This window comes from Psychrobacillus soli, from assembly GCF_006861775.1.
GTDB lineage: Bacteria > Bacillota > Bacilli > Bacillales_A > Planococcaceae > Psychrobacillus > Psychrobacillus soli.
On the sequence record NZ_VDGG01000024.1, the window covers coordinates 25,206 to 50,760 of the forward strand.

Consider the following 25,555-nt stretch of genomic DNA (forward strand, 5'->3'; position numbering starts at 1 on the left):
AAATATACGAAAACAGTATAATAGCAAATGTAAGAGAAGTCCTGTTATAATAGGATTTGTGAATATAAATGAAAGCAGGCGAAACCATGAACGCATACGATGAATATATGCAAGGCATAGTAAAACCAATGAGAAGTGAATTAACAAACGCAGGATTTAAAGAATTAGTAACTCCCGAAGATGTACAAGACCATATGGCAACTGCAGAAGGAGTCTCATTAATCGTTATAAACTCCGTATGTGGTTGTGCAGCAGGATTAGCAAGACCAGCAGTAATAGCAGCAGTGGAAGAATTAGAAACGAAACCTAATAACTTAGTAACTGTATTTGCTGGACAAGATCAAGAAGCAACTGCAACGATGAGAGGTTATTTTGAAGAAGTACCGCCAAGTTCACCGTCTATCGCGATTTGGAAAGATGACCAATTAGCATATTTCATTCCACGTGAACAAATAGAAAGCAATTCGATGGAAACGATTAAAGATCATCTATCTGGTGTTCTTACTCAAATTGTTTCTTCATGAAAACAATCGTAACGACAGCTGGTCGAACGAATGATTTATTTATTCAAAAAGCTAAAGAAATTGCTAGTGAACTAACTTTGTCCTATGTTAGACGGCAAAAGAAGTCTATGCAAAAGTTGCAAGAAGAGCAGCAGGCGAATGTACTAGTTGTGAGTAAGGAGAGATTGGAACTGTATGTTTACGGTTCTACTTCTCCTTTTTTCTTTCACCCAAATTCTGCGGCATTTCGTATGAAGCGCATACAAAATGGTGAAAAGGACTTACTATTAGAAGCTTTAGATTTACAACAAGGAGATCGCTTTTTGGACACAACTGCAGGATTATGTTCGGATAGTATAGTTGCTGCATATGCGGTTGGTGAGAACGGGGTTGTCGATGCTTGTGAGAAGGATGCAATGATTGCTTATATAGTTGAGCAAGGGTTAAAGGTGTACGAAACAGAGAATATGGAAATGCAAAAAAGTATGCGACGGATACAAATAATTCCCCAAGATGCAGTGGACTATTTAAAACAGATGGATGCTAATTCCTATGATGTGGTTTACATGGATCCTATGTTTGAAGAAGTTATTGAAGAATCGTCCAATTTCCAAACACTTCGAGAAGCTGGAGTGCATGACTCTTTGTCGGATGAATGGGTAGAGGAAGCAAAACGTGTAGCGAAGAAACGAGTAGTTCTAAAAGCTCATTTCCGATCACCCATGTTTGAAAAATATCAGTTCGAGCAGTTAACGAGATTATCTTCCAAGTTTCATTACGGTATTATCGACATATAAAAAAGCTGTCAGTTATGACAGCTTTTTTATTAATGTGTAAAGTTAAGTGACGTTAAATATCCTAATAAAAATAAAAAGCCGATGCCAATGATTAAATCTGTGTCCATAGTGACTTTCCTCCTTACTTTAAAAAAGCTACTGAATATCTACAGTTTTTATTGTACAATGAATACATAGAAGAAGAAACCTTTAGTTCGTAAAATCGTTACAATATAGTAAGAAGCATTATAAAATTGGTCATAATTGAAGGTGATAATGGATGAAAAAGTGGTTTCAAAAGACGATAATTATTGCGGTCGCTTTCTTAACATTTGGACTTATATCTCCTAACCATCTTATTTGGGAGCAGTTATTAGATAACAAAAATCCGACAAAATCCATAGCTTCGGATGCGAATACGAGTGAATTTGAACAAGTAACCATTATAGATTCACTGGATTCACCAAATTTAAGCGAAACGATTTCAAAAGCAGCCAGAGAGCAAGCATACATAAAATTTGGTAATCGAATTGGTCCAGTTATACAGGATGAATTTGACGATGTTATTTTCCCACGAATGCAAGAAGTGATCGATACAACCATTGCTAAAGTAGAAAGTGACAAAATAGCGAATCTATCGATTACAGAACATCCTTCTGGGGAATACCATGAAAAAATATTTCATATTTACAATGAAAATACGAGAAAAGATTTCATTCGATTTCATGTAAGAACCGATAAAAAGCCACAAGATGGTTATTATTTTAATTTTCATTATCACCTAGCAGAAGATAATTATTCGAAACATTACGCATTAGGTGAAATTTTTTGGTCGAAAAATACACCGCCTAAATGGTTATCCTAATACACCCATGACACTCATTTTGTAAATGAGTGTTTTTTTTTATAGAATTGAAAACCCCTTGCTGTGCGAGGGGCTCCAAAGAGCTCTTAGCTATGGATAAGAAAAAAGAGCCGATCGTACAATGCTTAGTTATGTCTTTTGTTGGTGGTAGGTATTAAAATTTATTAAAGGACTTCCTCATAGGATTTTTATTTATATGGAATAGTGAGGTTTTTAAACTACGATGGGCTTGTTATAAAAAGGATTAACGCAAAAAGGGCTGAAAATCGGGCAAAAAAGAAGATATAAATGAAGATAAGGTCATTTTCAATCGAGTTGAACATGAATAAAGGGTTTTTGAAGAAACTAATAAAGTAAATAGGAGCGTTGATCCCTTCTACTCGACTAGTTTAATAAAAGATAAAGACAACAACAAGTAAATCACTAGAGCGGAGTGTTGTAATTGAAAGTTTTTTCTAAACTTTTTACTAGAACAAATATTAGTAGTATGGCTATGTTTCTTGGGTTTTTGACTTTATATACTATTATTTCAGATATAGATCCTAACATATTTATTATTGCAATCATTACAATACTTTTTTGGGTAGCTAATTCATTGCAAGTTATCAAAGAAAACAGGAAGTAGAACTATACGAATCACAATTATGGTTTTATATAATAATGAAGGCAGCGAAATTGGATTATAGTCTGAGTATGTAGGGCAAGCGCCTAAAGTAAGTAGTAAATTTCGAACATAGTGGTGATAATATTAGTTTTCATCCCCAAAGAGGCGATAGTGGGAAGAATCTCAGTTTACTTAAAGCTACAGTGAAAAAGGTAGGAAAGGTACATAGCCATATAGTCCAAAAGAAGAGACGCCCGCAGGCAGTCTCTTCTTGTTAATGCAATAAACGTTCATATAATAAAACTTTTTCCTTAAGTGGTTTGAACATCCGGATATTCATCACTAATTTCACCGACAATTTCTTCTAAAATATCTTCCATTGTCACAAGACCGGTAGTGCTACCATCTTTATCTGTGACAATAGCCATATGAACCCTGCTTTGCTGCATTTTAGACAGTACTTTCTGGATAGAAGTTGTTTCAGGGAAACGCGGCATTTCATGAATAAACGATTCCGGTTTCTCTGTTCTTCCAGCTGCCATGCTGGTCAACAACTCTTTTGTATTGATATAACCGATTAGCTTGTCTTTGTTTCCGCCTACTGTCACCGGATAACGCGTGTATTCATGGTCAGCTAATGCTTCAAACAATTCGGATTGCGACAGGTCTTTGTCCACAGTTACGATTTCTGATCGCTGTATCATGATGTTTTTCACAGTCCTGTCGTCAAACGCAAAAATATTTTTAAGATAGGTCAATTCGGTTTGATTGATCTCGCCACTTTGGAAGCTTTCAGTCACGATTAATTTCAACTCTTCTTCCGAATGGGCCTCTTCATGTCCAGCAGGCTCTACTCCGAATAGTCGTAAAAAGACCCGCGCGGCACCGTTCAGTAACCAGATGAACGGATTCATTACTTTTCCGAACCAATACAGCGGGGGAGCAAGTAGCAACGTCATTTTTTCTGCGTATTGAATAGCTAATGTCTTTGGTGCCAATTCTCCAATCACCACATGTAGGAACGTGACTATTGCCAGGGCGATGGCATAGGATAGTGCAGTCGCCAATGCTTCTGGAATAGCAAAATACTCAAATAATGGATGCAGCATTCTTTCAACAGTCGGTTCACCCAATGCACCAAGGCCTAAAGCCGTTACCGTAATTCCCAGTTGACAGGCAGATAGGTAATAATCCAATTCGTTCGTAACTTTCTTTGCAAGTGCGGCCTTCTTATTTCCTTCTGATATCAATTGGTCGATCCTTGACATACGCACCTTTAAGATGGCAAATTCAGCCCCAACGAAGAAAGCGGTCAAGAGTATGAGCAATGCTATTAATAACAAGTTTACTATGGTCTGTCCATCCAAATTTTCTCCCTCAAGAGAGGGATTCACCTCCAGTAATGTTTAACTCAGTTATATCGAATTACCTTTTTGTTAAGTCTCTTGATGAAACATAACCCGCTTTATTTGTTGATTATCCATTTCAGTAACCGTCCATAGAAAGTTATCTTTGGAGATTATATCACCCGTTTGAACTTCTTCTCCTGGGCTTTGGGAATGAATCCAGCCCCCAATGGTATCGATATCTTCGCTTTCATCAAAAACTAAACCAAAGCGGTCTTGAAGATCTTTTAAGAGTACACGGCCATTGATGAGGTATTGCTTTTCATCAATCTTGCTGATATCCGGTACTTCGTCAGCATCGAATTCATCGCGGATTTCACCCACAATTTCCTCTAGAATGTCTTCCATCGTAATCATGCCGGCAGTTCCGCCATATTCATCAACTACTAATGCGATATGAACATGGGTATTCTGCATTCTGAGCAAAGCATCCTGTAGTCCAGTGGTTTCAAAAACAATAGGGAGTTTCCGTATGAATTCTTCGAGTTTTCGCTTCCGTCCAGCTACAATATGGGGAAGCATCTTTTTGGCACTGACAAAACCGAGGATAAGGTCTTTGTCCCCGTTTTCCGATACCGGATAACGAGTGTAGTTGTTTTCATCCAAAGTTTTAATGATCTCATCCAATGGCATGTCTTTATCCAGGGTAACCAGTTCCGTTCGTGGAACCATGATGTCCTTGACCATCCGTTCATCAAATGTGAAGACATTCTCCATATAGGATAGTTCTGTTTGATTGAGCGCGCCACCCTCGTAACTTTGGGCCATAATGATTTTCAGTTCCTCTTCCGAGTAAGCCTGTTCATGTCCAGCAGGTTTAACGCCAAATGATTTTAACAGAACGCCTGCTGATCCATTCAAAGTCCAAATAAACGGCTTCATGATTTTTCCAAACCAGAAAAGCGGTGGTGCGAGAATCAAGGTCATTTTTTCAGCATATTGAATGGCCAATGTTTTTGGGGCCATCTCCCCAATAACGACGTGTAGAAACGTTACCAGTAGAAAGGCTATGGCATAGGAAGCTGCGGATGCTATAGCATCGGAAACAGCAAAAAAATCAAAGATCGGGTACATCAGACGTTCAACAGTTGGTTTCCCCAATGCCCCTAATCCTAAAGCAGTAACTGTAATACCCAGCTGGCAGGCTGATAAGTAATAATCCAAATTAACGGCCACTTTTTTTGCAAGTATAGCTTTTTTATTTCCTTCGGCGATCAGTTGATCGAGCCGAGACATCCGAATCTTTACTACGGCAAATTCCGATCCGACGAAAAATGCCGTCAAGCCAATTAATATCACTAATAAAACTATATTCATTATGGTTATTATATCCACTTATGTTCCCTGGTAAAGGGATTCACCTCCAAAATTAATTACATCAAAGTCAATAACGAAGCAATCGACAACAACCGTGTTTCTAGCGTTTTATGAATATTTACTTTTAAGTGAGTAGGCGCATCTTTCAGTTGTTCCTCCAACCGTGCTAATTTTTTTTGTAAACAATCAAATTCCTCGTGAACTTCTCTCATCAGGAGTTCGGTTTCTAGATTTTCATTTGTGACGAGAATTTGTTTGATTTCCGCAATCGACATGCGCTGTTTTTTCAATAGCTGAATCCGTTCGATCGTCTGAAGGACAGTCGCAGGGTATAGCCGGTAGTTGGCTTCTGAACGCTCAACAGGAAATAACCCGCAGTTTGTATAGTAATCAATTGTCCGAGTCGATAATCCGCTAAGTTTCGCAACCTCGCCAATATGCATTAATTCCTTCCCAATGTAAGCGCCCCCTTTCAATATATTAAGAAAATAGTAACACAATTTACATAAAAGCATACAGTAGTACGTCCTGCTTTGGGGAAGAATTCACTCGTTTTATTGAAAAATTGTTCTTGTTTTCGACATAAAGTCTATAATACATCCAATGAGTTTAATTCTTTTTATCCAGACGAAGTTATAGATAGAGCACTTTTATTGGCACAAAATTATGCTGAAGGCATGATTTATTAAATGTTTAAAGGATTAGAAAGAAAACATAGAGGAAATAAATTCATGAATATCAAAGCTGGTAAAAGACCTGTTGTTTCTGAACCTGAGCTTTATGCATCTGATAACCAGTTAGTAATAATAAATAAAAAATGTTGTGATTCACATTTTAAAGTGACCGAACTAGACAAACACCGTTTTATTTACAAAGTGTTTACAAAAAATAAAGTTGCAAATCGCATATAAGTAGAATATTATATAAGCAAATGGTTATATGTTAATTGAGAAGGAGGTATTATAAAAATGGAATTACCATCGATTGATATAGAAAAGGCTGCCACAATATTAAAACTGTTGGGTGATAAAACAAGGCTAACAATGATTAAAATGCTTGATTCGCATGATTATTGTGTTTGTGAATTTGTTGAAATATTTAAAGTAAGTCAACCTGCTATTAGTCAACACGTACGTAAATTGAAAGATGCTGGACTAGTGGGGGAAACAAGAAGAGGTCAATGGATTATCTATTCATTGAACAAGAAAAGTGATGTTTTTCCATTGGTTCAGAACTTGATGAATCATCTTCCAAATCAAGATTTTAAACTACAAGAATTAGAAGCACAGGGATTACGTATCTCTTGTGATTAAAGGAGGTTAGCACTATGTCACCAGTCATTTTAGCATCAATAATATTCATAGTAACGCTTATCTTCGTTATATGGCAGCCAAAAGGTTTAAACATCGGTTGGTCTGCATGTGGGGGAGCAATTATTGCGTTATTAGTAGGAGTTGTCGATTTTAGTGATGTGATAGAGGTAGTAGACATTACTTGGAACGCAACTTTATCCTTTATCGCGATTATCTTAATTTCTTTAATTTTAGATGAGATCGGATTATTTGAATGGGCCGCCTTACATATGGCAAAGGCCGCAAAAAGCAATGGTATTAAAATGTTCGTTTATGTCAGTGTTTTAGGAGCCATTGTTGCTGCCTTTTTCGCTAATGACGGGGCCGCATTAATTTTGACCCCAATTGTCTTAGCGATGGTTCGTAATTTGAATTTCAAAGAAAAAATGATCTTTCCGTTTATTATGGCAAGTGGGTTTATTGCGGATACAACTTCACTACCATTTGTCGTTAGTAACCTAGTTAACATTGTATCAGCTGATTTCTTCGATATTGGTTTCGTGGAATACGCTTCTAGAATGATTATTCCTAACATATTTTCTCTAGTTGCAACTATTAGCGTTTTGTTATTTTATTTTAGAAAAAGCATACCAAGAACGTATGATTTATCTAAGCTAAGAGAACCAAAGGAAGCAATTAAGGATATAAAAATGTTCCATTTATCTTGGTATGTTCTTGCTATATTGGTTGTTGGTTACTTTAGTAGTGAATTCATCAACATTCCTGTTTCCATTGTTGCCGGTATAATAGCTATTTTCTTTATTATAATGGCAAGAAGAAGTAGTGCTGTCGATACAAGAACAGTTATAAAAGGAGCACCATGGAATATTGTATTTTTCTCAATCGGTATGTATGTTGTTGTTTACGGACTGGGGAATGCAGGACTTACAAGCGTTTTAGCTGGAGTTATAGAAGTAGCTGCAGAACAAGGGCTATTCGTAGCTACGATGTCGATGGGCTTCATTGCAGCTTTCCTATCATCCCTAATGAATAACATGCCAACTGTTATGATAGATGCTTTAGCAATTGCAGAAACGAATACTTCCGGTACTATCCGTGAAGCACTTATTTATGCCAATGTCATTGGATCTGATTTAGGCCCAAAAATCACACCGATTGGATCACTTGCGACGTTAGTATGGCTTCATGTCTTATCTCAAAAAGGTGTAAAAATCTCCTGGGGAACATATTTTAAAACTGGTATTGTCATAACGATTCCTATTCTTTTCATTACACTTCTAGGTCTATATATTTCATTATTATTTTTCTAAAGGAGAATAAAATTATGGATAAAACATCAATCTATTTTTTATGTACAGGAAATTCATGCAGAAGCCAAATGGCAGAAGGATTTGCCAAAAAATATGTAGGAAATAATTATGAAGTTCATAGTGCAGGAATTGAAGCTAGAGGAATACACTCATTAGCAATTAAAGTCATGAATGAAAAAGGAATAGATATATCAGGCCAAACATCAGATCTAGTGAGCGTAAAATTACTAAACAAAGCTGATATTGTTATTACATTATGTAAAGATGCGATGGAAAGATGTCCAATTTCTTTACCAAGATCATCTCATTATCATTGGCCATTTGATGATCCTGCAAAGGTTCAAGGAACTGAAGATCATATTATTAGGAGTTTTAGACAAGTAAGAGATGAAATTGAAACAACTATTCAAAAATTCATTACTGGAAACTCCGGTGTGGTTTTTAACTCTAAAGACAATAAATATGATCATCTAATACTCCAAGAAGACTTCGGAGAGCAAATAAAGCATCTTCGTGAGTCTAAGGGCTTAAATATAACAGGATTAGCTATTCGCTCTGGTTTATCGGAAGATTATCTTACTAAAACGGAGAAGAATCTTACTAATCCTTCAAGATTTTTCATGCATCACTTAGCGAATGCTTTTCAAATGGATTTCGATGAATTAATAAACCATCTTTATACCGATAATAGCAGTAAAGTAAATTAGATTATATATACTAATAAAAGCATAGAACAGAGGAGACTACTTAGAAATGACAAAAAAAACTTTATACTTTTTATGTACAGGAAATTCATGCAGAAGCCAGATGGCAGAGGGTTGGGGAAAAAAATATTTAGGTGATGAGTGGGAAGTTATGAGTGCAGGAATTGAAGCACATGGTTTGAACCCTAATGCTGTTAAAGCGATGAATGAGGTTGGAGTTGATATTTCTAATCAGACTTCAGATATCATTGATATGGAAACATTAAATAATGCAGATTTTGTAGTTACACTTTGTGGGGATGCTGCGGATAAATGTCCAATGACACCACCTCATGTGAAACGCGATCATTGGGGCTTTGACGACCCTGCTAAAGCAGAGGGAACTGATGAAGAGAAATGGGCTACCTTCCAACGAGTTCGTGATGAAATTGGGCAAAGAATCAAGCATTTTTCTGAAACAGGCGAATGATTTAACATTACCAAGAGAAAATTTTCTCTTGGTTCTCTTTTCACCAGAATATAAGTATATGCTTATTTGATATTGTAACGGGGGTTTTATCATGAAAAAAGTAGAGATTTATGATCCTGCGATGTGTTGTTCAACAGGTGTCTGTGGACCAAGTGTGGACCCAGAATTAACAAGAGTAGCTTCGGCTTTGTATTCACTTGAGAAAAAGGGATTTAATATTACACGATATCAATTAACCAATAATCCGGATAAATTTGTGGAGAATGATGCAGTAAATAGTGTTTTACATGAAGAAGGAATAGATGCTTTGCCAGTAGTTTTAGTAGATGGTCAGATTGTAAAACTTGGTTGTTATCCAACAAACGATGAACTAGCAGAATGGTTTAACGTAGATTTAGAAGAATTAAAAGAAAAGCCAAAAGTTCGACTTTCGATTGATTTAAATTCACTTTAAAACGGAAAGAAGCGATAAACATGTTTCAAGCTTTTCAGCCAAAGAATGTAATAAATACCCCGTTTTTGTTTTTGACGGGAAAAGGCGGGGTAGGAAAAACGTCCACAGCATGTGCTACAGCTGTGTCATTAGCGGACAATGGAAAGAGGGTTTTGCTAATCAGTACAGATCCTGCTTCCAACTTACAAGACGTATTTGGTATTGAATTAACTAATAGGCCAAAAGTAGTTCCAAATGTTGAGAATCTACATGCATGTAACTTAGACCCAGAGGCTTCTGCAAAAGCCTATCGTGAAAAAGTTGTTGGTCCATATAGAGGAAAGCTTCCTGAGTCAGTAGTATCTTCAATGGAAGAACAATTATCAGGTGCTTGTACTGTAGAAATAGCCGCATTTGATGAGTTTACAAGCTTGCTTACAAACACAGAAATAGTAAGTCAGTATGATCATATTATTTTTGATACAGCACCAACTGGCCATACTTTACGACTTTTACAACTTCCAACAGCATGGAATGGGTTCCTAGAGGAGAGTACACATGGAGCATCATGCTTAGGCCCATTATCGGGCTTAGCAGATAAAAAAGATCTTTATTCCAAAGCAGTAGAGGTTTTAGCTGCCCCAGACAAAACTACATTAATTTTGGTTACAAGACCTGACGTCTCCTCCCTTTTAGAAGCTGATCGTGCCTCTATAGAACTAAAAGATATCGGGGTTAAAAATCAAATTGTTATTGTAAATGGATTACTTAGCGAATATAACCAGGAGGATGAAGTATCATCCGCATTTTATCAACGACAAAGAAATGCTTTAAAACAGATGCCAAAAAGCTTAAAACAAGCTATGACATATTCTCTCCCTTTTGTTTCATATTCCTTGACAGGTATAGAAAACCTTCGTTATTTGTTTAAATTGTACACTTTACCTGCTACGCTATCTAACAACCAAACTGAAACAAATGATCATCTTAATTTAAAGGATGTTATAGATGACTTTTCCCTCTCGGATACAAAGTTAATCTTCACTATGGGTAAAGGTGGGGTAGGAAAAACAACAGTCGCATCTGCAATTGCAGTTGGATTAGTTGAAAAAGGACATCGTGTCCACTTAACAACGACAGACCCTGCTGCCCATCTCAATTATCAATTTCAAAGTAGTTTAATGAATCAAAACCTAAGTATTAGTAGTATTGATCCTAAACAAGAAGTAGAAAAATATAAAGCAGATATTTTATCAAAAGCTAGTAAAGATCTGGACGAAGATGGAATTGCATACCTACAAGAAGACCTAAATTCACCTTGTACAGAGGAGATTGCAGTATTTCGTGCTTTTGCAGAAGTAGTAGCAAAAACGGATAACGAAATCGTAATTATCGATACAGCACCGACAGGACATACTTTATTGTTATTAGATGCAGCACAGTCGTATAGCAAAGAAATAGAGAAATCTACTGGTGAAGTGCCAAAAAGCGTGGAAAACCTTCTTCCACTACTTAGAAATCCAAAAGTAACAGAAGTAGTTATCGTAACACTTGCTGAAGCAACTCCAGTATTAGAAGCATCTCGCCTACAAGAAGACCTTAGAAGAGCAGAAATAAGTCCAAAATGGTGGGTTATTAATCAAAGTTTATATGCAACCAATACGACTGATCCTGTGTTACGAGGTAAAGCAATTGGGGAATTGGAATGGATTCATGAAGTAAGTGACAATAAGGCGATAAACTGTGCAATAATTCCATGGCTACATGAAGAAAAAGTTGGATATGACAAACTAAAAGACTTTATTAACTAATTGGTGGGTGAGTGTAATGACGAATAAGAATTACCATGAATTGATTAAAGATCGTATTTATATCGGTGGTGCAGATGATGTAGATGAGGTAATGGAAAATGAAAAAGTGGGTAGAGTATTTGATTTAAGAGCAGAATCATCTAATGTAAACTTTCATGATAAAAGAGTACACAGTCCAATAGTTGATGATGCAGATCAACAAGACATTTCTATAAAGAGTTCAATTGAACAGGTAGTAAGAGCGTATAATGAAGGAGAAAGTGTTTACTTCCACTGTCAAGGTGGTAGTAACCGTACTGGCACTGTTGCTATTGGAACATTACTTTCTTTAGGTAAAGCAGACACTATTGAAGAAGCGGAACAAATGGCAAAAATAGTACGGCCGAAAATTAGCGTAAAACCAGAGATGAAAGAAGCATTGAGAAGAATCTTTCCAAATGCATAAAAAACTTTAGGAGGAAGATAAATGAATATTACTGACGGAGCGAAAAAATTATTAGAAAATGTACTTAGTGAAAAAGGTGCTGAAGCAATTCGCCTTTTTACTAATGCTGGTTGTTGTGGACCACAATTTGCATTGTCTTTAGATGCACCGCTAGAATCCGATACAATCCAGACTATCAACGGTATTAAACTAGCGATCGATTCGCAAGTTAATAATACAGAAGGTCTAACTCTTGATATAGAAGAAAATGACAGAGGTACAGGGCTGGTTCTTATAGGTGGAAGTAGCTGTTGTTAATGAAAAGTAACTGAACTCAATAAACAGATTTGTTCAGTACCATTATTTTATGAGGTTTAGTGCTATTTGAATTACAAATGAACTCCTCTGGTCACCAGAGGAGTTTATTGCTTTTCTAGAGCCACATTTGAAATCGAAATTGATTTTCCATGTCTTTTATATGAGTTTGACCAAAGAATCGCTAATAATAAAAATATAATTGCTCCTCCCCAGTAAATGTAGGAGAAACCATTTACTAATCCTATGATCAAGAAACTAATAAATGGACCAATGGATGCCCCAAGATCCTGAGCCATTGAATATGTAGTAATAAATGAAACTACATTTGAGTTCTTTGAAATGTCTAAGGCAATTGCATCAACTATTGTCGTAAGAGAGGTCGCCGCAATCATGACAAGAAAAGTAAAGAAAATCAATACAAGGATTGGTATTTCATTAGAAATGATTCCAAACGTCAAACTTGCAAAAATTAGTGAGATAATTAATACAGGCACTCTTCCTTTGACCCCATCAGACCAAGTTCCAAAACGTACTCCTAAAAATGGTCCCCATATCCATTGTAGAGATAAGATAATACCAGTTAGAAAAGTTGCACTGATCACAGTTCCGAACAAGATGACACTTTCTCCATGGTTTTGCTCAATTACAGAACTTAATGTTGATATAAATATCCCTTGAAATAATAAAGTGATACAGAAACCAGTAAAAATAATTCTTCCTCTGCCTTGTTTGAGACTGTTTATATATGAATTACCTTTAAATATAACCTTCTCCGTATTATCCTGCTCATGATCTTTTAAAGGAGTGGTTTTAACATACAAGAAAATCAAAGGTAGGGCTAATAGAGTAAGACTCCCGAAAATAATTGAAATAGTACTTAAACCCAATATTGGTACCAGCAGCCCTCCCGCTAACATGCCTACTAAGCTCCCTAATCGATATAGTCCATTGTATAGACCAATTGATTTCCCCCTATTATTTTCTTCCGTATTAAAGGCCACAATCGATAAACCCCCAATTCTCAAAAAGGACCATGCTATACCCCATACTCCTCGGAGAATAATCCAAGCTATAAATCCATTTAGTAATCCATAGCCTAATGTCGTAATACTACCTAAAATGATTGCAATTACTAATCCTGTTTTTAGAGATATTCTACTATATATCCATCCAACAATCGGATTAAAGGGCAGTCGGATAAAGCGGTTAATGGATAGAAGTACTCCAACTTGCCAAATCGAGTCGAGGCCCACTTCTTTCCAATATAAGGGCAAGGCAATGTATAACATTGAATCCCCGAACAAACTTATTGCAGTAATTAAGGCCACAATGACAATTACAGACGGTTTACTTTCACCTTTGCTTGATTCGGACAATACTATCACTCCTAACTCAGTGATGAATTAACTTAAGATTCTATACTTGTAAGGGTATGCTAATTGATTGTGAATTGCAACTAAATTTCATGTGGAATTTGAATTTTTTTACTCTCGCTTGTACAATTAACTTGTACGGTATTTGAACAAAAAAATCTCGCTTTCTTTGAAGAAGTATATAAATAATCACATATAATCTACATTATTATTAATCATTAAATATAAATCCAATAACTCAGTTTGTAGTGAGCACTTATTTTGTAGTCTTTTTTATACATTAATAATTATTGCGTTTTACAAATAAATAAAGTATAAATGTGTTAAGAGAGAAAATTCTGTCTTATTCAACATCTTATTATTTTCCAAAATGATGGTAGCTTAAATATTACATATTAGATACTTTTTCTCTGAATTTACTTGCATTTTACAAATAAAGGGGGATGTTAGCATGGAAGGGATACTAGATACAATAGTCATTGGAGGGGGGCAGGCAGGCCTTACTTCAGGCTATCACTTACAAAAAAGAGGACTTAGTTTTCTAATATTGGAGGCAAGTGCTCAAGAAGGGGGTTCTTGGCCACTTTACTACGACAGTCTTAAACTATTCTCACCAGCAGGTTTTTCATCGCTTTCAGGATTAAAATTTCCCGGAGAGCAAAATCGTTATCCGAATAGAGATGAAGTAGTTCAGTATTTAAAGGATTATAGAAGACATTTTCGATTGCCAGTTCGCACTAACCATCGCGTTGAGTCAGTTGAAAAGGGTGGAGAAGGTTTTATTGTTCGTACGATGGAAGGGGATATTTTTCAGGCAAGAACCATCATCAATGCGACCGGCTCGTTTAATAATCCATTCATACCAAGAATAGCGGGGCAAGAAGAGTTTAAAGGATTAACACTGCATTCCTCCGAATACAAAAATTCGCAGCGATTTCTCAATCAAAGAGTAGTGGTCGTAGGACGAGGAAACTCAGCAGTACAAATAGCAGTTGAGTTGTCCCAGGTGAGTCAGACATCATTAGCTGTGCTACGCCCTGTCCAGTTTGTGAAACAACAGATATGGGGTAAGGATTTGCATTTTTGGATAAAACTAATTGGCTTTGACTCATTTCCATTTTGGAGATTTAGAAAAACTGCACCGAGTTCTAGTGCAGTAAACGATACGGGTCGATACAAAGAGCGATTAACTGCTGGAAAACCGGATCAACAACCTATGTTTAAATCCTTTTATCAAGATGGGGTTATTTGGACAAACGGGGTAAAAGAACAGGTGGATACAATAATCTATGCTACTGGATACAGACCACAATTTCCATATCTTCAAGCGATTGGAGCGTTGGATATTGATGGGAAGCCGTCACATAAAGCAGGTATAAGCAACATTCCGGGGCTTTACTATGTGGGGGTGGAAGGACAGCGTTCCTTTGCTTCTGCAACTATAAGAGGGGTAGGACCTGACGCACGGTATGTAGTGAAAAAATTATTGCATTATCTTAAGTATTGAATGTAAATGGCAAAGTGGTCCTTTACGATAAAGATAGTCAACAGTTAGAAAGTGTGCTACTAGATAAGCCTTACCGATTATGTGGAGGGAGCTGTTGTTTCAAATGTAGCTAACCCCGTAGAAGTCCCAACTTCATAGATATATTTGATAACAGAGGCTGCCTATTGGGTAGCTTTTTCTAAAAGAACTAACGAAACAGTTAGTTGAATAAGTCGGTTTATTTGGAAGGTCGTCGAAGTAGTTAAGTTCATGTAAAGGTAAAGGGGAGAAAAATAAACCAAGCATTTCAAACAAATTAGATATTTAAAATGCTTGGTTTTTATAATATTAATCATGTTTATCTTGATTCTCAGTGTGCTCTAAATAGCGGTACAGTGTTGATTTACTTATTCCTGTTTCATTTTTAATATCAAGCAATGTGAAGTTACCTGAATGATACATGGAAAGAGCTTTTTTTATATTATCGTCTGATTTTTTAGGTCGTCCAAGGGACTTACCTTGTTCTTTTGCTTGTGCCAATCCAATAGCAGTAGACTGTTTCACAATATCCGATTGGAATTGTATCATATGCATCAAAATATCTTGCATTGAGAATGATAATACTTTATTACTATAAATATTCTCTTTTAGAAAATGAATGGTTACTCCATCTTTTTCACAAAGCTTCAACGTATCCATTAGATGTCTTGTAGTATCGGCTAATACAAACATACGGTCAACAACGATGGTATCCCCATCTTGTAATGCCATAAGCATTTCTTCTAGCTGTATACGTTTCTTGGGTGAACCATGTAACTCGCGATAAATGGTATCGCAATGTAAGGGCATGACATTTAATTGATTCTCACAGCTTTCATCATCATATAGAGGACGTATATAGCCATAAATCATATTTATCGCTCCTATCTAAGTCCTAAAAAGGTTCCTTTTTGGGACTATTAGTGATATAGTAATCATAGAATTTTAACAACAATAAAGGAGTTTATTATGCAAAAATTAAAACAACAATGGTTTGGCAATATTCGTGGAGATGTGCTAGCAGGTATCGTCGTCGCACTCGCTTTAATTCCTGAAGCAATTGCCTTTTCAATTATTGCAGGTGTTGACCCAATGGTTGGGTTATACGCATCATTTTGTATTGCTGTCATTATCGCATTTGTTGGCGGCAGACCGGGAATGATCTCAGCAGCAACGGGTGCGATGGCACTACTTATGATGCCATTGATAAAGGATTATGGTTTGGATTATTTATTAGCAGCAACCATATTAACGGGTATTATTCAAATACTTTTTGGTATATTTAAAGTAGCAAAAATTATGAAATTCATTCCAAACGCTGTAATGATTGGTTTTGTGAATGCATTAGCAATAATGATCTTTACTTCACAACTAGCCCACTTTATCGGAATTTCGACGATGACATATGTGTTTGTTGCGATTACATTAATTCTATTATACACATTACCGAGATTCATTAAAGTAATTCCAGCACCACTGATTGTATTAGTCGTACTAACGAGTGTTGCAATTTTCAGTGGGTTTGATTTACGAACAGTTGGAGATTTAGGAGCAATTACGCAAACGCTACCGTCTTTCTTCATACCGGATATTCCATTTAATTTTGAAACATTAAAAATTATTTTTCCCTATTCTTTAGCATTGGCTATTGTTGGTTTATTAGAGTCGTTACTTACTGCTCAAATCGTAGATGATATGACTGCAACAGAAAGTGATAAAAACAAAGAAGCCCGAGGTCAAGGGATTGCGAACTTTATCACAGGGTTCTTCGGTGGAATGGCTGGTTGTGCCATGATAGGGCAATCGGTTATTAATGTGAAGTCTGGTGGGCGTGGGCGTTTGTCTACACTTGTTGCCGGAGTATTTTTAATGTTTCTTATCATTGTATTAGGTGATTTAGTTGTACAAATTCCAATGCCTGTTTTAGTTGGAATTATGATTATGGTAAGTATCGGAACATTTGATTGGAATTCTTTTAAATACTTAGTGAAAGCCCCTCGAACAGATGCCATTGTGATGGTGACAACCGTTCTTATTGTCGTGTATACACATGACTTATCAAAAGGAGTTCTAGCAGGAGTATTGCTAAGTGCGATTTTCTTCGTTGTAAAGATTTCGACAGTGAAACTTTCGAAAAATGGCAATCAAATTGTTGTAAAAGGGCAATTGTTCTTTGCTTCTACCGATAGCTTTATTAACTATTTTAAACAAAATGTTTTTAATGAAAAACAAATTGATATCAATTTCTCTAGTAGCCATATTTGGGATGAATCCGCAGTTGGTGCTGTATTCAAAGTAAAAGATTCGTTGCAGGAAAAAGGGATTGAAGTGCAATTAACAGGACTAGATGAATCAAGCAAAAAGATGTTAAATCAGTTGGACGGAATATCATCATCTCATTAAGGGAGGAAAAGGAATGTATAAACATATTCTATTAGCGGCAGACGGTTCAGAGAATGCAGTGCGTGCTGCAAAAGAGGCAATCAAAATTGCTTCTCTTTCAAAGGAAACGTTAGTTGAAGTTATATATATTGCTGACTTCGATAAGGCAAAAACAGATATTCTACATGCTACTTCAACTGAAACATTACCAATTGAACGTCGTAAAAAAATTAAAAATGTGGAGCAAGTCTTATTTGATGCAAATGTGAATTACAAAGTAACGATTTTACATGGAATACCGGGTCCAGAAATTATAAAATACGCAAATGAAAAAGGTGTAGATTTAGTCGTTATTGGCAGTCGAGGTTTAAATGGTCTGCAAGAAATGGTGATTGGTAGCGTCAGCCATAAAGTGATGAAACGTGTAAATTGTCCTGCCTTGATTGTGAAATAGGCGAATTGTATGCTCTGACGAATTAAAGAATTGAAATTTTCTTATTTACTACTGGTAGCTACAGTTCAAGAACAGGGGGTTGCTTAGGCAGCTCTTTTTTAATTCAGATAACTGGTCAAGTTAATTTAAGAAGAACTATTAAAATCAAGAAGTTGAAAGTTAATTGTTGCACATTGCAAGTAAATGATGTATATATTATATAAGAGGTGAGAACATGGAAAACAAACGTGAGCTATTTCAAGTACTTACTCGTAGGTTCGGACTCCTTAATAAAAATTGTTGTTCTATTGGAGCCGTGGATATATCATCCGTACAAAGTCATATTCTTTACGAAATAGATAAACAAACTTCTCCATCTATGCAACAAGTTGCGGAGTCGATAGCAATGGATATAACGACTTTTAGTCGACAAATCCAAACGCTGATTAAAATGGAACTAGTAAAGAAAACACCATCCTCTGCAGACAAAAGGGTATATATATTATCGCTTACAGTACAAGGTAAGTTTGTAGCTACAACCATTGACGAATCGATGAATGCTTATTTAGAGGAAGTATTCTCGCATATGAACGAATTTGAAAGAGAAACAGTTATTCGTTCGATAAAATTACTAAATCAAGCCATGTCCAAATCAAGCGTTTGCTGTACCCCTCTACTTTAAGCAAGTTAAGTCTTGCTTAAAAAAATATATATTACTTGCAAAATGCAATTAACTAGAATATTAATACTGGTAATACAACTAAAAATTTTTGGAGGTAAAAGTATGAATAACATTGAACTGAAACAAGTAAAGACTGGTGGATGCTGCGTACCTGCTACAAAGACAAATACAGATGTTGTAAAATCTACAAACAAGGAGTTACCAATAGCAATTATAGGTGCTGGTCCAGTAGGTTTAGCGGCAGCTGCCCATCTAGCCAAAATTGGTGTACGTTTTATACTGCTCGAGTCAGGTGAAAGTGTTGGAAGTAATATTCTAAACTGGGGGCATGTGCGGTTATTTTCACCATGGCAATACAATATCGATAAGATAGCTAAAAAAACTCTAGAAAAACACGGTTGGAATGCTCCTGATCAAGAACAACTTCCATTAGGAAGTGAATTAGTTAACGAGTATATGAAGCCATTAGCAAATTTACCTGAAATAAAACCTTATCTATTACTGAATACAAAAGTTGTTTCTATAAGTAAAAAAGGATTAGATAAAATGAAGGACGCTAATCGTGAAAAATCCTCTTTTATTTTATACCTTGAACAAAATGGAATGACAAAAAGAGTAGAAGCAAGGGCAGTTATAGATGCTACAGGAACTTGGTCACAACCAAATCCAATAAATGCTGATAGTGTTTGGACAAAAGAGGAAAGAGAATTAAAACAACACATTTACTATGGCATACCTGATATTAATGGAGAGCATAAAGAAAGATACAAAGGCAAACGAGTTGCTGTTGTTGGTGGCGGTCATTCAGCAATTAACACGATATTGGAATTATCGCAGTTAAATGATGAAGTGGAAATTACTTGGATAATAAGAAAGAGAAGCGTAGAGGATGCTTACGGTGGAGAAGAAAAAGATGCTCTTGAAGCAAGAGGTGCATTAGGTAGCCGTATACACCAATTAGTTGATGCTGGTAAAGTGAAAGTCTTTACTCCTTTTCTCATTCAACAATTAATTAAGATAAACGATGAAATTGGAATTATAGGACAATCAGGCGGTAGAGAAATAACACTATCTCCTGTGGATGAAATTATTGCAAATACAGGTAGCCGTCCAGACTTCTCATATTTACGAGAAATCAGGCTCAGTATAGATACTGCTACAGAAAGTGTGGAAGCTCTTGCTCCTTTAATTGACCCAAACCTTCACAGTTGCGGAACAGTTCGACCACATGGTGAAGAAGTTTTAAGACAGCCAGAAAAAGACTTCTATATAGTAGGAATGAAAAGTTATGGTAGAGCTCCAACATTCTTAATGGCAACTGGTTATGAACAAGTTAGATCTATTGTGGCCCATCTGACGGGAGATTTTGAGTCAGCTAAAAAGGTTGAACTTGATCTACCTGAAACCGGTGTTTGCAGTATTAATTTAACTTCACCAAATTCTACTCCATCTTGTTGCGATACAGAAGCATCTAAATGTTAGGGGGGAAGTTACTTGACGGTCAATAATGGGGGGAATTTATCAATAGAATATTTTATTTCCTACCTAAAACTCGTTATGGAAGCAAGGTCCTACTCTCTAGAGGAAGCAAAAACCTTCATGTTTATCAACTTCTTTAAGAAGAATAATGATACTTACGGAAAAGAAAGTCACATCAAATTTATGCAGGCTATTGAAAGAATAAAAGAAGGTAATTGACCCTGTTCTCTAAAAAGTTAATGTTATTAACACTAAAAGAATCAAATAATTTATCAGTAAATAACACCGTTCTAATTTATAGGAACGGTGTTAAAAGCGTCTATTAGAGGAATTTTTACAAAACGAAGCCGAAATTGATATTGAGAAGTACATTGTCAATATCCCATCGATGCTCAACTTAAAACTAAATGTACTCCGATCAAAAAATACTCTGCCAAAATGCTTATCTTAAAAAACGATGAAATACCCTCTCATTTAGAGGACATTTTTTGTTATACTAAAGGGAAGTATAGAAAATGAAAACGAGGTATACAAATGGAACAATATTTAACATTATGTCGACATATTATGGAAAATGGTGTGGAAAAAGGAGATCGCACTGGAACGGGAACGAAAAGCGTATTCGGTTATCAAATGCGGTTTGATTTAGCAGAAGGTTTCCCACTACTTACAACGAAAAAAACTGCCTTTCGATTAGTTGTGAGTGAATTATTATGGTTTATAAAAGGAGATACAAACGTAAAATCACTAATTGAAGCAAATAACCATATTTGGGACGATTGGGCGTTTGAAAAATGGGTAAAAAGTGATGATTACACTGGTCCTGATATGACTGATTTTGGTAGACGTGCAGCGAATGACCCTGTATTCAAAGCAATTGTGGACGAGCAAATGGAAATCTTCTGTTCTAAAATTGTAGAAAATGCCCAATTTGCGGCAGATTTTGGCGATTTAGGGCCGGTTTATGGAAGACAATGGAGATCTTGGCCAGCTAAAAATGGAGAAACAATCGATCAATTGCAAAAAGTAATTGAACAACTGAAGACAAATCCAGATTCCAGAAGACATATTATTACAGCTTGGAATCCTGCAGAAGTAGATGATATGGCTTTACCACCATGCCATGCATTTATGCAGTTTTATGTAGCGAATGGGAAATTGTCTTGTCAATTGTACCAACGAAGTGCGGATGTTTTTTTAGGCGTACCTTTTAATATTGCTTCTTATGCTTTGTTAACGCATCTCATCGCAAAAGAATGCGATTTAGAAGTAGGAGAATTTGTACATACACTCGGAGATGCGCATTTATATGCGAATCATATGGAGCAAGTGGAAACTCAGTTAGCACGCACACCGCGGTCATTACCTACTTTATCTTTATCAAATGAAAAAGAATCTATCTTTGATTATGAAATAGAGGATATTTCAATAGAAGGATATGATCCACTTCCGGGTATTAAAGCACCTATAGCAGTTTAAACAGAAATGGGGGATAAACATGATTTCATTAATCGTAGCGCATGATCCGAATCGGGTAATTGGCCAAGAAAATAAAATGCCTTGGCATATTCCAGGAGATCTTGCTTATTTTAAAGAAAAAACAATGAACAAAGCGATTGTAATGGGGAGAAAAACATTCGAATCGATTGGTCGTATTTTACCGGGGCGAAAGAATATTATTATTACAAGAAACTCTTCTTACAAAGCAGAAGGTGCAGACGTAGTATCGAATTTAACAGATGCTGTAGCCTTAGCAAAAAGCTTTCATGAAGAAGTGATGATTATTGGCGGGGAGCAAATATTTCGAGCAATCCTGCCAAAAGCGGATCGCTTATATGTAACTTTTATAGAGCAATCGTTTGAAGGGGATACATTTTTCCCGCCATACGGTGAGGAATGGGTTCTCGTAGACACATCGGAAAAGTTGGAAACAGCGGAAGGAATCCAATACGCGTATTTGGTTTATGAAAGAAAAGAAAATTTATAAGCGTTTGTTGGGATATTTGAACAATTTCCATGTTATTGTTCAAGTATCCTTCTTTTGTTCATATAGTATAGTACTTGACTGTTAAATCAGTTTACAATGGTCGTCACTTCTTCTTATAATAGTACGTATAGAGGAAGGAAGAGATACAGTGCCTAAAGTCCATATCGTAACCGATTCGACAGCCGACTTAACAAAAGAGCTGATAGAACAATATAATATTCACATTGTGCCACTTTCCATACATATAGATGGAGAATCATACATCGATGGTGTAACCATACAGCCAGAAACGTTTCTAGAAAAAATGGCTACATCCAAAGAATTGCCAAAATCATCGCAGCCAGCAGTTGGCGTTTTTAAAGAGCTATATGATGAGCTAGGAGCAAATGGAGATCGAATTATTTCCATCCATATGACAGGTGCTATGAGCGGGACGGTGAAATCTGCTCAAGCAGCAGCTGAAATGACCACATCTGATGTCACGGTGATAGATTCACAATTTATTTCTTTTGCGTTAGGTTTTCAAGTGGAAGAAGCAGCTAAGATGGCTGAAAAAGGAACTTCTGTGGAAGAGATTATTCAAAAAGTGGAAGAAGCTTGTGTCAAAACAAAATTATTCGTCGTAGTAGACACGTTAGATAATCTAGTAAAAGGTGGACGTATTGGAAAAGGAAAAGCGATGTTAGGATCTTTGCTTTCCATTAAACCGATCGCGAGTTTAACAGACGGTGAATATACACCTGTTGCGAAAGTACGAAGCCACAAACAGGTTGTCAATTATTTGTTTAATGAGTTTATGAAAGATACGAAAGGCAAAATTGTAAAAGCGGTAGGCATTTCCCATGCGAATGGATTTTCTATGGCTGCCCCTTTAAAAAACCTTATCGAGGAAACTGGATTTAAGCAGATTCGCATGTCTTTTACATCACCTGTAATTAGTACACATACAGGACCTGGTGCTATTGGTTTTATGTATATGACAGAATAGTGAAAAGGCAGGGAAGAGAAGATTCCCTGCCTTTAATGATAATTTAAAGGGGTTTAGAATGAAATATATTGTTAGTTTTTTATGTATACTCATGCTTTCCGCATGTTCGACCAATGAACTGAAGGAAGTGAACTTCTCAGAAAGAGAATCCGTGTTGTTTGAAGAATATATTGTTCCTTTTTCCTTTTTTCCAAGAACGATCGAACTAGTGGGACTTGGAGATTCACTCACGCAAGGTGTTGGAGATGAATTAAAAGGAGAAGGATATATTGGTCGTTTGCAAAAAGAAATTTCACAGTATAAAGGAATAGAAGAGGTTAATCTAACCAATACTGCGAAAAGAGGACGTCGAAGTGATCAACTATTAAAAATGCTAAAAGGCGGAGAAATCGATCATCAGCTACGAAAAGCGAATATGATTACACTTACTATTGGTGGTAATGATATGATGAAAGTAGTGAGGAAAGATTTATTTAATCTCCGTGTAGAAGCGTTTGAAAAAGAATTAGTAAAGTTTGAACAAAATTATGATCAAATATTAGAGGAAATTCGAGAGATTAATAGCAACGCTCCTATTATTCTTCTTGGTCTTTATAATCCAATTACTGCCGTAACAGATGAAAAAAGTGAATTGGATGAGATTTTAGCAGATTGGAATAATAGCATTGAAACAATTGCCTTTAGCGATGTAAATGCATGTTTTGTACCAATTGATCAACTTTTTGTGACGAATGCGAATTTAGTCTATCATACGGACTTTTTTCATCCAAATAGTAGAGGATATGAACTGATTGAAGAAGCTTTAGTTAATTCTTTAGAAGAATGTGGTTTAATTGACGAACGAAATAGGGAAATGTTGTTTTGAGGAGTTGTTTAAATGAATAAGTGGAAGATTGCATTTTTTTTGTTGTTGCTCGTTATTATAGGTAGTATAGGAACATTTCTATACTGGGTAACGACTCCAGCCGAAACAATGCCAATAGAAGTACCAAAAGCTACGCCAGAGGGAAATGTGCTAACGGTACATGCGACAAAAGAAGATTTTGAAGGAATCGCTAATACGTATTTAAAAAAAGCGATGAAAGGCAAGCCTCTACCAATACATCTTACAGTGGATGATCAAATAGTGTTGTCTTCAGAGCTTACAATCTTCTCACTTAACTTTCCAATTAAAATGTATTTTGAGCCGTATGTGGAAGAGGGCGGGAATATTAGGCTAGAGCAAACTTCCTTAGAGGTAGGTCAAGCGAAACTGCAACCAGAAGCCGTGTTAAAATTATTAAGGGATTCCATTGACTTACCGGAATGGATTGTTGTTATGCCAAAAGAAAAGGAAGTACATATTCAGTTAGCGAGTATACCGATGTCTTCTGGAATACATGTCCGAGCAAAAGAGTTGAATTTAGAAGAAGATATTATAACATTAGAAATAGTTATACCATCGAAATGAGGTGCTAAAAAATGGAGAAAGCTACTTTTGCAGGAGGTTGTTTTTGGTGCATGGTCAAGCCCTTTGACTCATATGAGGGGATAGAAAAAGTGGAATCGGGTTATACAGGTGGTCATTTGGAAAATCCGACGTATGAACAAGTTTGTTCCAATGCAACAGGACATTATGAAGCAGTTCAAATTACATTTGATCCAGATAAATTTTCATACGATCAGTTATTAGAAATATTTTGGATGAATATTGATCCAACAGATGATAATGGTCAATTTTTTGATCGTGGTTCTTCCTATCAAACAGCCGTATTTTATCATTCCGAAGAACAACGAGAAAAAGCGGAAAATACAAAAGAAGCATTGAATGCATCCGGTAAATTCAATATGCCAATTGCTACGAAGATTTTACCAGCTACGAGCTTTTATGCTGCAGAAGACTACCATCAAGACTATTATAAGAAAAATCCAGCTCATTATAATCGATACTTTGTAGGTTCTGGAAGAGCAGCATTTGTAGAGAAAATGCGGGAGGTATTTAAATGAAAGAGAAGCTAACAGAAATGCAATATTACGTAACACAACAAAATGGAACGGAGCCACCATTTCAAAATGAGTATGACAAACATTTTGACGAAGGCATTTATGTAGATATCGTTTCAGGTAAGCCATTATTTCATTCAAAAGATAAATATGATGCAGGTTGCGGTTGGCCAAGCTTCACTAGACCTATTGAAGATCAGGAAGTAGTCGAAAAATTCGATGATAGTCATGGAATGAGACGGGTGGAAGTTAGAAGTAAAACAGCAAATTCTCATTTGGGACATGTATTCCCAGATGGTCCGAAAGAAGAAACAGGACTTCGGTATTGCATCAATTCTGCATCGATGCGTTTCGTACCGAAAGATAAGTTAGTAGAAGAAGGTTACGAAGAATATACTAAATTGTTTTAACCAATAGTTCGTTGAATAGTTACATGTAAAAAGCACGAAAGAGGTAGATACTCTTTCGTG

The 25,555-nt window shown here is 36.2% G+C and carries 30 protein-coding genes and 1 pseudogene; 26 read left to right on the forward strand and 5 right to left on the reverse strand.

Going from position 1 to position 25,555, the window contains the following annotated elements:
* The first annotated feature begins 86 nt into the window (after positions 1-86).
* The 3 genes from FG383_RS12425 to FG383_RS12435 all read left to right on the forward strand — a co-directional run bounded on the left by FG383_RS12425 (position 87) and on the right by FG383_RS12435 (position 2,144).
* Positions 87-524, forward strand: a complete 438-nt coding sequence (locus tag FG383_RS12425) for a BrxA/BrxB family bacilliredoxin (RefSeq protein ID WP_142607712.1) — start codon at positions 87-89, stop codon at positions 522-524.
* Entirely contained in the window at positions 521-1,300 is a 780-nt protein-coding gene (locus tag FG383_RS12430; RefSeq protein ID WP_142607713.1) for a class I SAM-dependent methyltransferase, read from the forward strand. Before FG383_RS12425 ends, FG383_RS12430 begins: the two co-directional genes overlap by 4 nt.
* A 259-nt stretch (positions 1,301-1,559) precedes the next feature.
* Entirely contained in the window at positions 1,560-2,144 is a 585-nt protein-coding gene (locus tag FG383_RS12435) for a YpjP family protein (protein WP_142607714.1), read from the forward strand.
* Between the two features lie 915 nt (positions 2,145-3,059).
* Here the strand turns inward: FG383_RS12435 and FG383_RS12440 are convergent.
* The 3 genes from FG383_RS12440 to FG383_RS12450 form a co-directional block, all read right to left on the reverse strand.
* Positions 3,060-4,115, reverse strand: a complete 1,056-nt coding sequence (locus FG383_RS12440) for a hemolysin family protein (RefSeq protein ID WP_142607715.1) — start codon at positions 4,113-4,115, stop codon at positions 3,060-3,062.
* 69 nt (positions 4,116-4,184) lie between these two features.
* Entirely contained in the window at positions 4,185-5,489 is a 1,305-nt protein-coding gene (locus FG383_RS12445) for a hemolysin family protein (RefSeq protein ID WP_142607716.1), read from the reverse strand.
* Between the two features lie 38 nt (positions 5,490-5,527).
* A complete protein-coding gene (locus tag FG383_RS12450; RefSeq protein ID WP_142607717.1) occupies positions 5,528-5,914 on the reverse strand; it encodes a MerR family transcriptional regulator in 387 nt (128 codons plus the stop codon).
* A gap of 288 nt (positions 5,915-6,202) precedes the next feature.
* Here FG383_RS12450 and FG383_RS12455 point away from each other — a divergent pair, with 288 nt between their 5' ends.
* The 10 genes and pseudogenes from FG383_RS12455 to FG383_RS12495 all read left to right on the forward strand — a co-directional run bounded on the left by FG383_RS12455 (position 6,203) and on the right by FG383_RS12495 (position 12,253).
* Entirely contained in the window at positions 6,203-6,382 is a 180-nt protein-coding gene (locus FG383_RS12455; RefSeq protein WP_142607718.1) for a hypothetical protein, read from the forward strand.
* A gap of 57 nt (positions 6,383-6,439) precedes the next feature.
* Complete coding sequence (locus FG383_RS12460; protein WP_142607719.1) at positions 6,440-6,784, forward strand: ArsR/SmtB family transcription factor; 345 nt, start codon at positions 6,440-6,442, stop codon at positions 6,782-6,784.
* A 14-nt stretch (positions 6,785-6,798) separates the two neighbouring features.
* Positions 6,799-8,094, forward strand: a complete 1,296-nt coding sequence (locus tag FG383_RS12465; protein WP_142607720.1) for an arsenic transporter — start codon at positions 6,799-6,801, stop codon at positions 8,092-8,094.
* Positions 8,095-8,108: 14 nt separating this feature from the next.
* Positions 8,109-8,510, forward strand: a pseudogene (gene arsC / locus FG383_RS21340) (arsenate reductase (thioredoxin)); the annotation flags it as partial.
* 18 nt (positions 8,511-8,528) lie between these two features.
* On the forward strand, positions 8,529-8,801 hold the full coding sequence (locus FG383_RS21345; protein ID WP_246096992.1) for a helix-turn-helix domain-containing protein: 273 nt from the start codon (positions 8,529-8,531) through the stop codon (positions 8,799-8,801).
* 46 nt (positions 8,802-8,847) lie between these two features.
* Positions 8,848-9,267, forward strand: coding sequence for an arsenate reductase (thioredoxin) (gene arsC, locus FG383_RS12475; protein ID WP_142607721.1), 420 nt, complete (start codon positions 8,848-8,850; stop codon positions 9,265-9,267).
* Positions 9,268-9,358: 91 nt separating this feature from the next.
* Positions 9,359-9,721: an arsenite efflux transporter metallochaperone ArsD gene (gene arsD, locus FG383_RS12480; RefSeq protein WP_142607722.1), complete on the forward strand. Its 363-nt coding sequence runs from the start codon at positions 9,359-9,361 to the stop codon at positions 9,719-9,721.
* Between the two features lie 20 nt (positions 9,722-9,741).
* The gene (arsA, locus tag FG383_RS12485; protein ID WP_142607723.1) at positions 9,742-11,511 is read left to right on the forward strand and encodes an arsenical pump-driving ATPase; all 1,770 of its coding nucleotides are present in this window, start codon (positions 9,742-9,744) and stop codon (positions 11,509-11,511) included.
* A gap of 16 nt (positions 11,512-11,527) precedes the next feature.
* Entirely contained in the window at positions 11,528-11,956 is a 429-nt protein-coding gene (locus FG383_RS12490; RefSeq protein WP_142607724.1) for a protein-tyrosine phosphatase family protein, read from the forward strand.
* Between the two features lie 21 nt (positions 11,957-11,977).
* Positions 11,978-12,253: an iron-sulfur cluster assembly accessory protein gene (locus FG383_RS12495; RefSeq protein WP_142607725.1), complete on the forward strand. Its 276-nt coding sequence runs from the start codon at positions 11,978-11,980 to the stop codon at positions 12,251-12,253.
* A 104-nt stretch (positions 12,254-12,357) separates the two neighbouring features.
* On the opposite strand, the gene FG383_RS12500 is transcribed toward FG383_RS12495, so the two are convergent.
* Positions 12,358-13,638 (reverse strand): MFS transporter, encoded by a 1,281-nt coding sequence (locus FG383_RS12500; RefSeq protein ID WP_425467646.1) that lies wholly within the window; start codon positions 13,636-13,638, stop codon positions 12,358-12,360.
* Between the two features lie 439 nt (positions 13,639-14,077).
* On the opposite strand from FG383_RS12500, the gene FG383_RS12505 reads away from it, so the two are divergent.
* Complete coding sequence (locus tag FG383_RS12505) at positions 14,078-15,133, forward strand: flavin-containing monooxygenase (RefSeq protein ID WP_142607726.1); 1,056 nt, start codon at positions 14,078-14,080, stop codon at positions 15,131-15,133.
* Positions 15,134-15,460: 327 nt separating this feature from the next.
* Here the strand turns inward: FG383_RS12505 and FG383_RS12510 are convergent, their stop codons facing one another.
* Positions 15,461-16,024, reverse strand: coding sequence for a recombinase family protein (locus FG383_RS12510; RefSeq protein ID WP_142607727.1), 564 nt, complete (start codon positions 16,022-16,024; stop codon positions 15,461-15,463).
* A gap of 93 nt (positions 16,025-16,117) precedes the next feature.
* On the opposite strand from FG383_RS12510, the gene FG383_RS12515 reads away from it, so the two are divergent.
* The 12 genes from FG383_RS12515 to msrB all read left to right on the forward strand — a co-directional run bounded on the left by FG383_RS12515 (position 16,118) and on the right by msrB (position 25,495).
* Entirely contained in the window at positions 16,118-17,554 is a 1,437-nt protein-coding gene (locus tag FG383_RS12515; protein WP_142607728.1) for a SulP family inorganic anion transporter, read from the forward strand.
* A 13-nt stretch (positions 17,555-17,567) separates the two neighbouring features.
* On the forward strand, positions 17,568-17,987 hold the full coding sequence (locus tag FG383_RS12520) for a universal stress protein (RefSeq protein WP_142607729.1): 420 nt from the start codon (positions 17,568-17,570) through the stop codon (positions 17,985-17,987).
* Between the two features lie 214 nt (positions 17,988-18,201).
* Entirely contained in the window at positions 18,202-18,648 is a 447-nt protein-coding gene (locus tag FG383_RS12525) for a MarR family winged helix-turn-helix transcriptional regulator (RefSeq protein ID WP_142607730.1), read from the forward strand.
* A 102-nt stretch (positions 18,649-18,750) separates the two neighbouring features.
* Positions 18,751-20,130, forward strand: coding sequence for an NAD(P)-binding domain-containing protein (locus FG383_RS12530; RefSeq protein WP_142607731.1), 1,380 nt, complete (start codon positions 18,751-18,753; stop codon positions 20,128-20,130).
* A 12-nt stretch (positions 20,131-20,142) separates the two neighbouring features.
* Complete coding sequence (locus FG383_RS12535; protein WP_142607732.1) at positions 20,143-20,346, forward strand: hypothetical protein; 204 nt, start codon at positions 20,143-20,145, stop codon at positions 20,344-20,346.
* A gap of 315 nt (positions 20,347-20,661) precedes the next feature.
* Positions 20,662-21,606: a thymidylate synthase gene (locus tag FG383_RS12540; RefSeq protein ID WP_142607733.1), complete on the forward strand. Its 945-nt coding sequence runs from the start codon at positions 20,662-20,664 to the stop codon at positions 21,604-21,606.
* A 19-nt stretch (positions 21,607-21,625) separates the two neighbouring features.
* Positions 21,626-22,114, forward strand: coding sequence for a dihydrofolate reductase (locus FG383_RS12545; protein ID WP_142607734.1), 489 nt, complete (start codon positions 21,626-21,628; stop codon positions 22,112-22,114).
* Between the two features lie 148 nt (positions 22,115-22,262).
* Positions 22,263-23,102 carry a DegV family protein gene (locus FG383_RS12550; protein ID WP_142607735.1) on the forward strand — a complete coding sequence of 280 codons (840 nt, stop codon included), beginning with the start codon at positions 22,263-22,265 and terminating at the stop codon, positions 23,100-23,102.
* Between the two features lie 58 nt (positions 23,103-23,160).
* Positions 23,161-23,967 carry a GDSL-type esterase/lipase family protein gene (locus FG383_RS12555; protein WP_142607736.1) on the forward strand — a complete coding sequence of 269 codons (807 nt, stop codon included), beginning with the start codon at positions 23,161-23,163 and terminating at the stop codon, positions 23,965-23,967.
* 12 nt (positions 23,968-23,979) lie between these two features.
* Positions 23,980-24,552, forward strand: a complete 573-nt coding sequence (locus FG383_RS12560; RefSeq protein WP_142607737.1) for a YpmS family protein — start codon at positions 23,980-23,982, stop codon at positions 24,550-24,552.
* Between the two features lie 11 nt (positions 24,553-24,563).
* Positions 24,564-25,088 (forward strand): peptide-methionine (S)-S-oxide reductase MsrA, encoded by a 525-nt coding sequence (msrA, locus tag FG383_RS12565; protein ID WP_142607738.1) that lies wholly within the window; start codon positions 24,564-24,566, stop codon positions 25,086-25,088.
* Positions 25,085-25,495: a peptide-methionine (R)-S-oxide reductase MsrB gene (msrB, locus tag FG383_RS12570; protein WP_142607739.1), complete on the forward strand. Its 411-nt coding sequence runs from the start codon at positions 25,085-25,087 to the stop codon at positions 25,493-25,495. Before msrA ends, msrB begins: the two co-directional genes overlap by 4 nt.
* Positions 25,496-25,555: the final 60 nt, after the last annotated feature.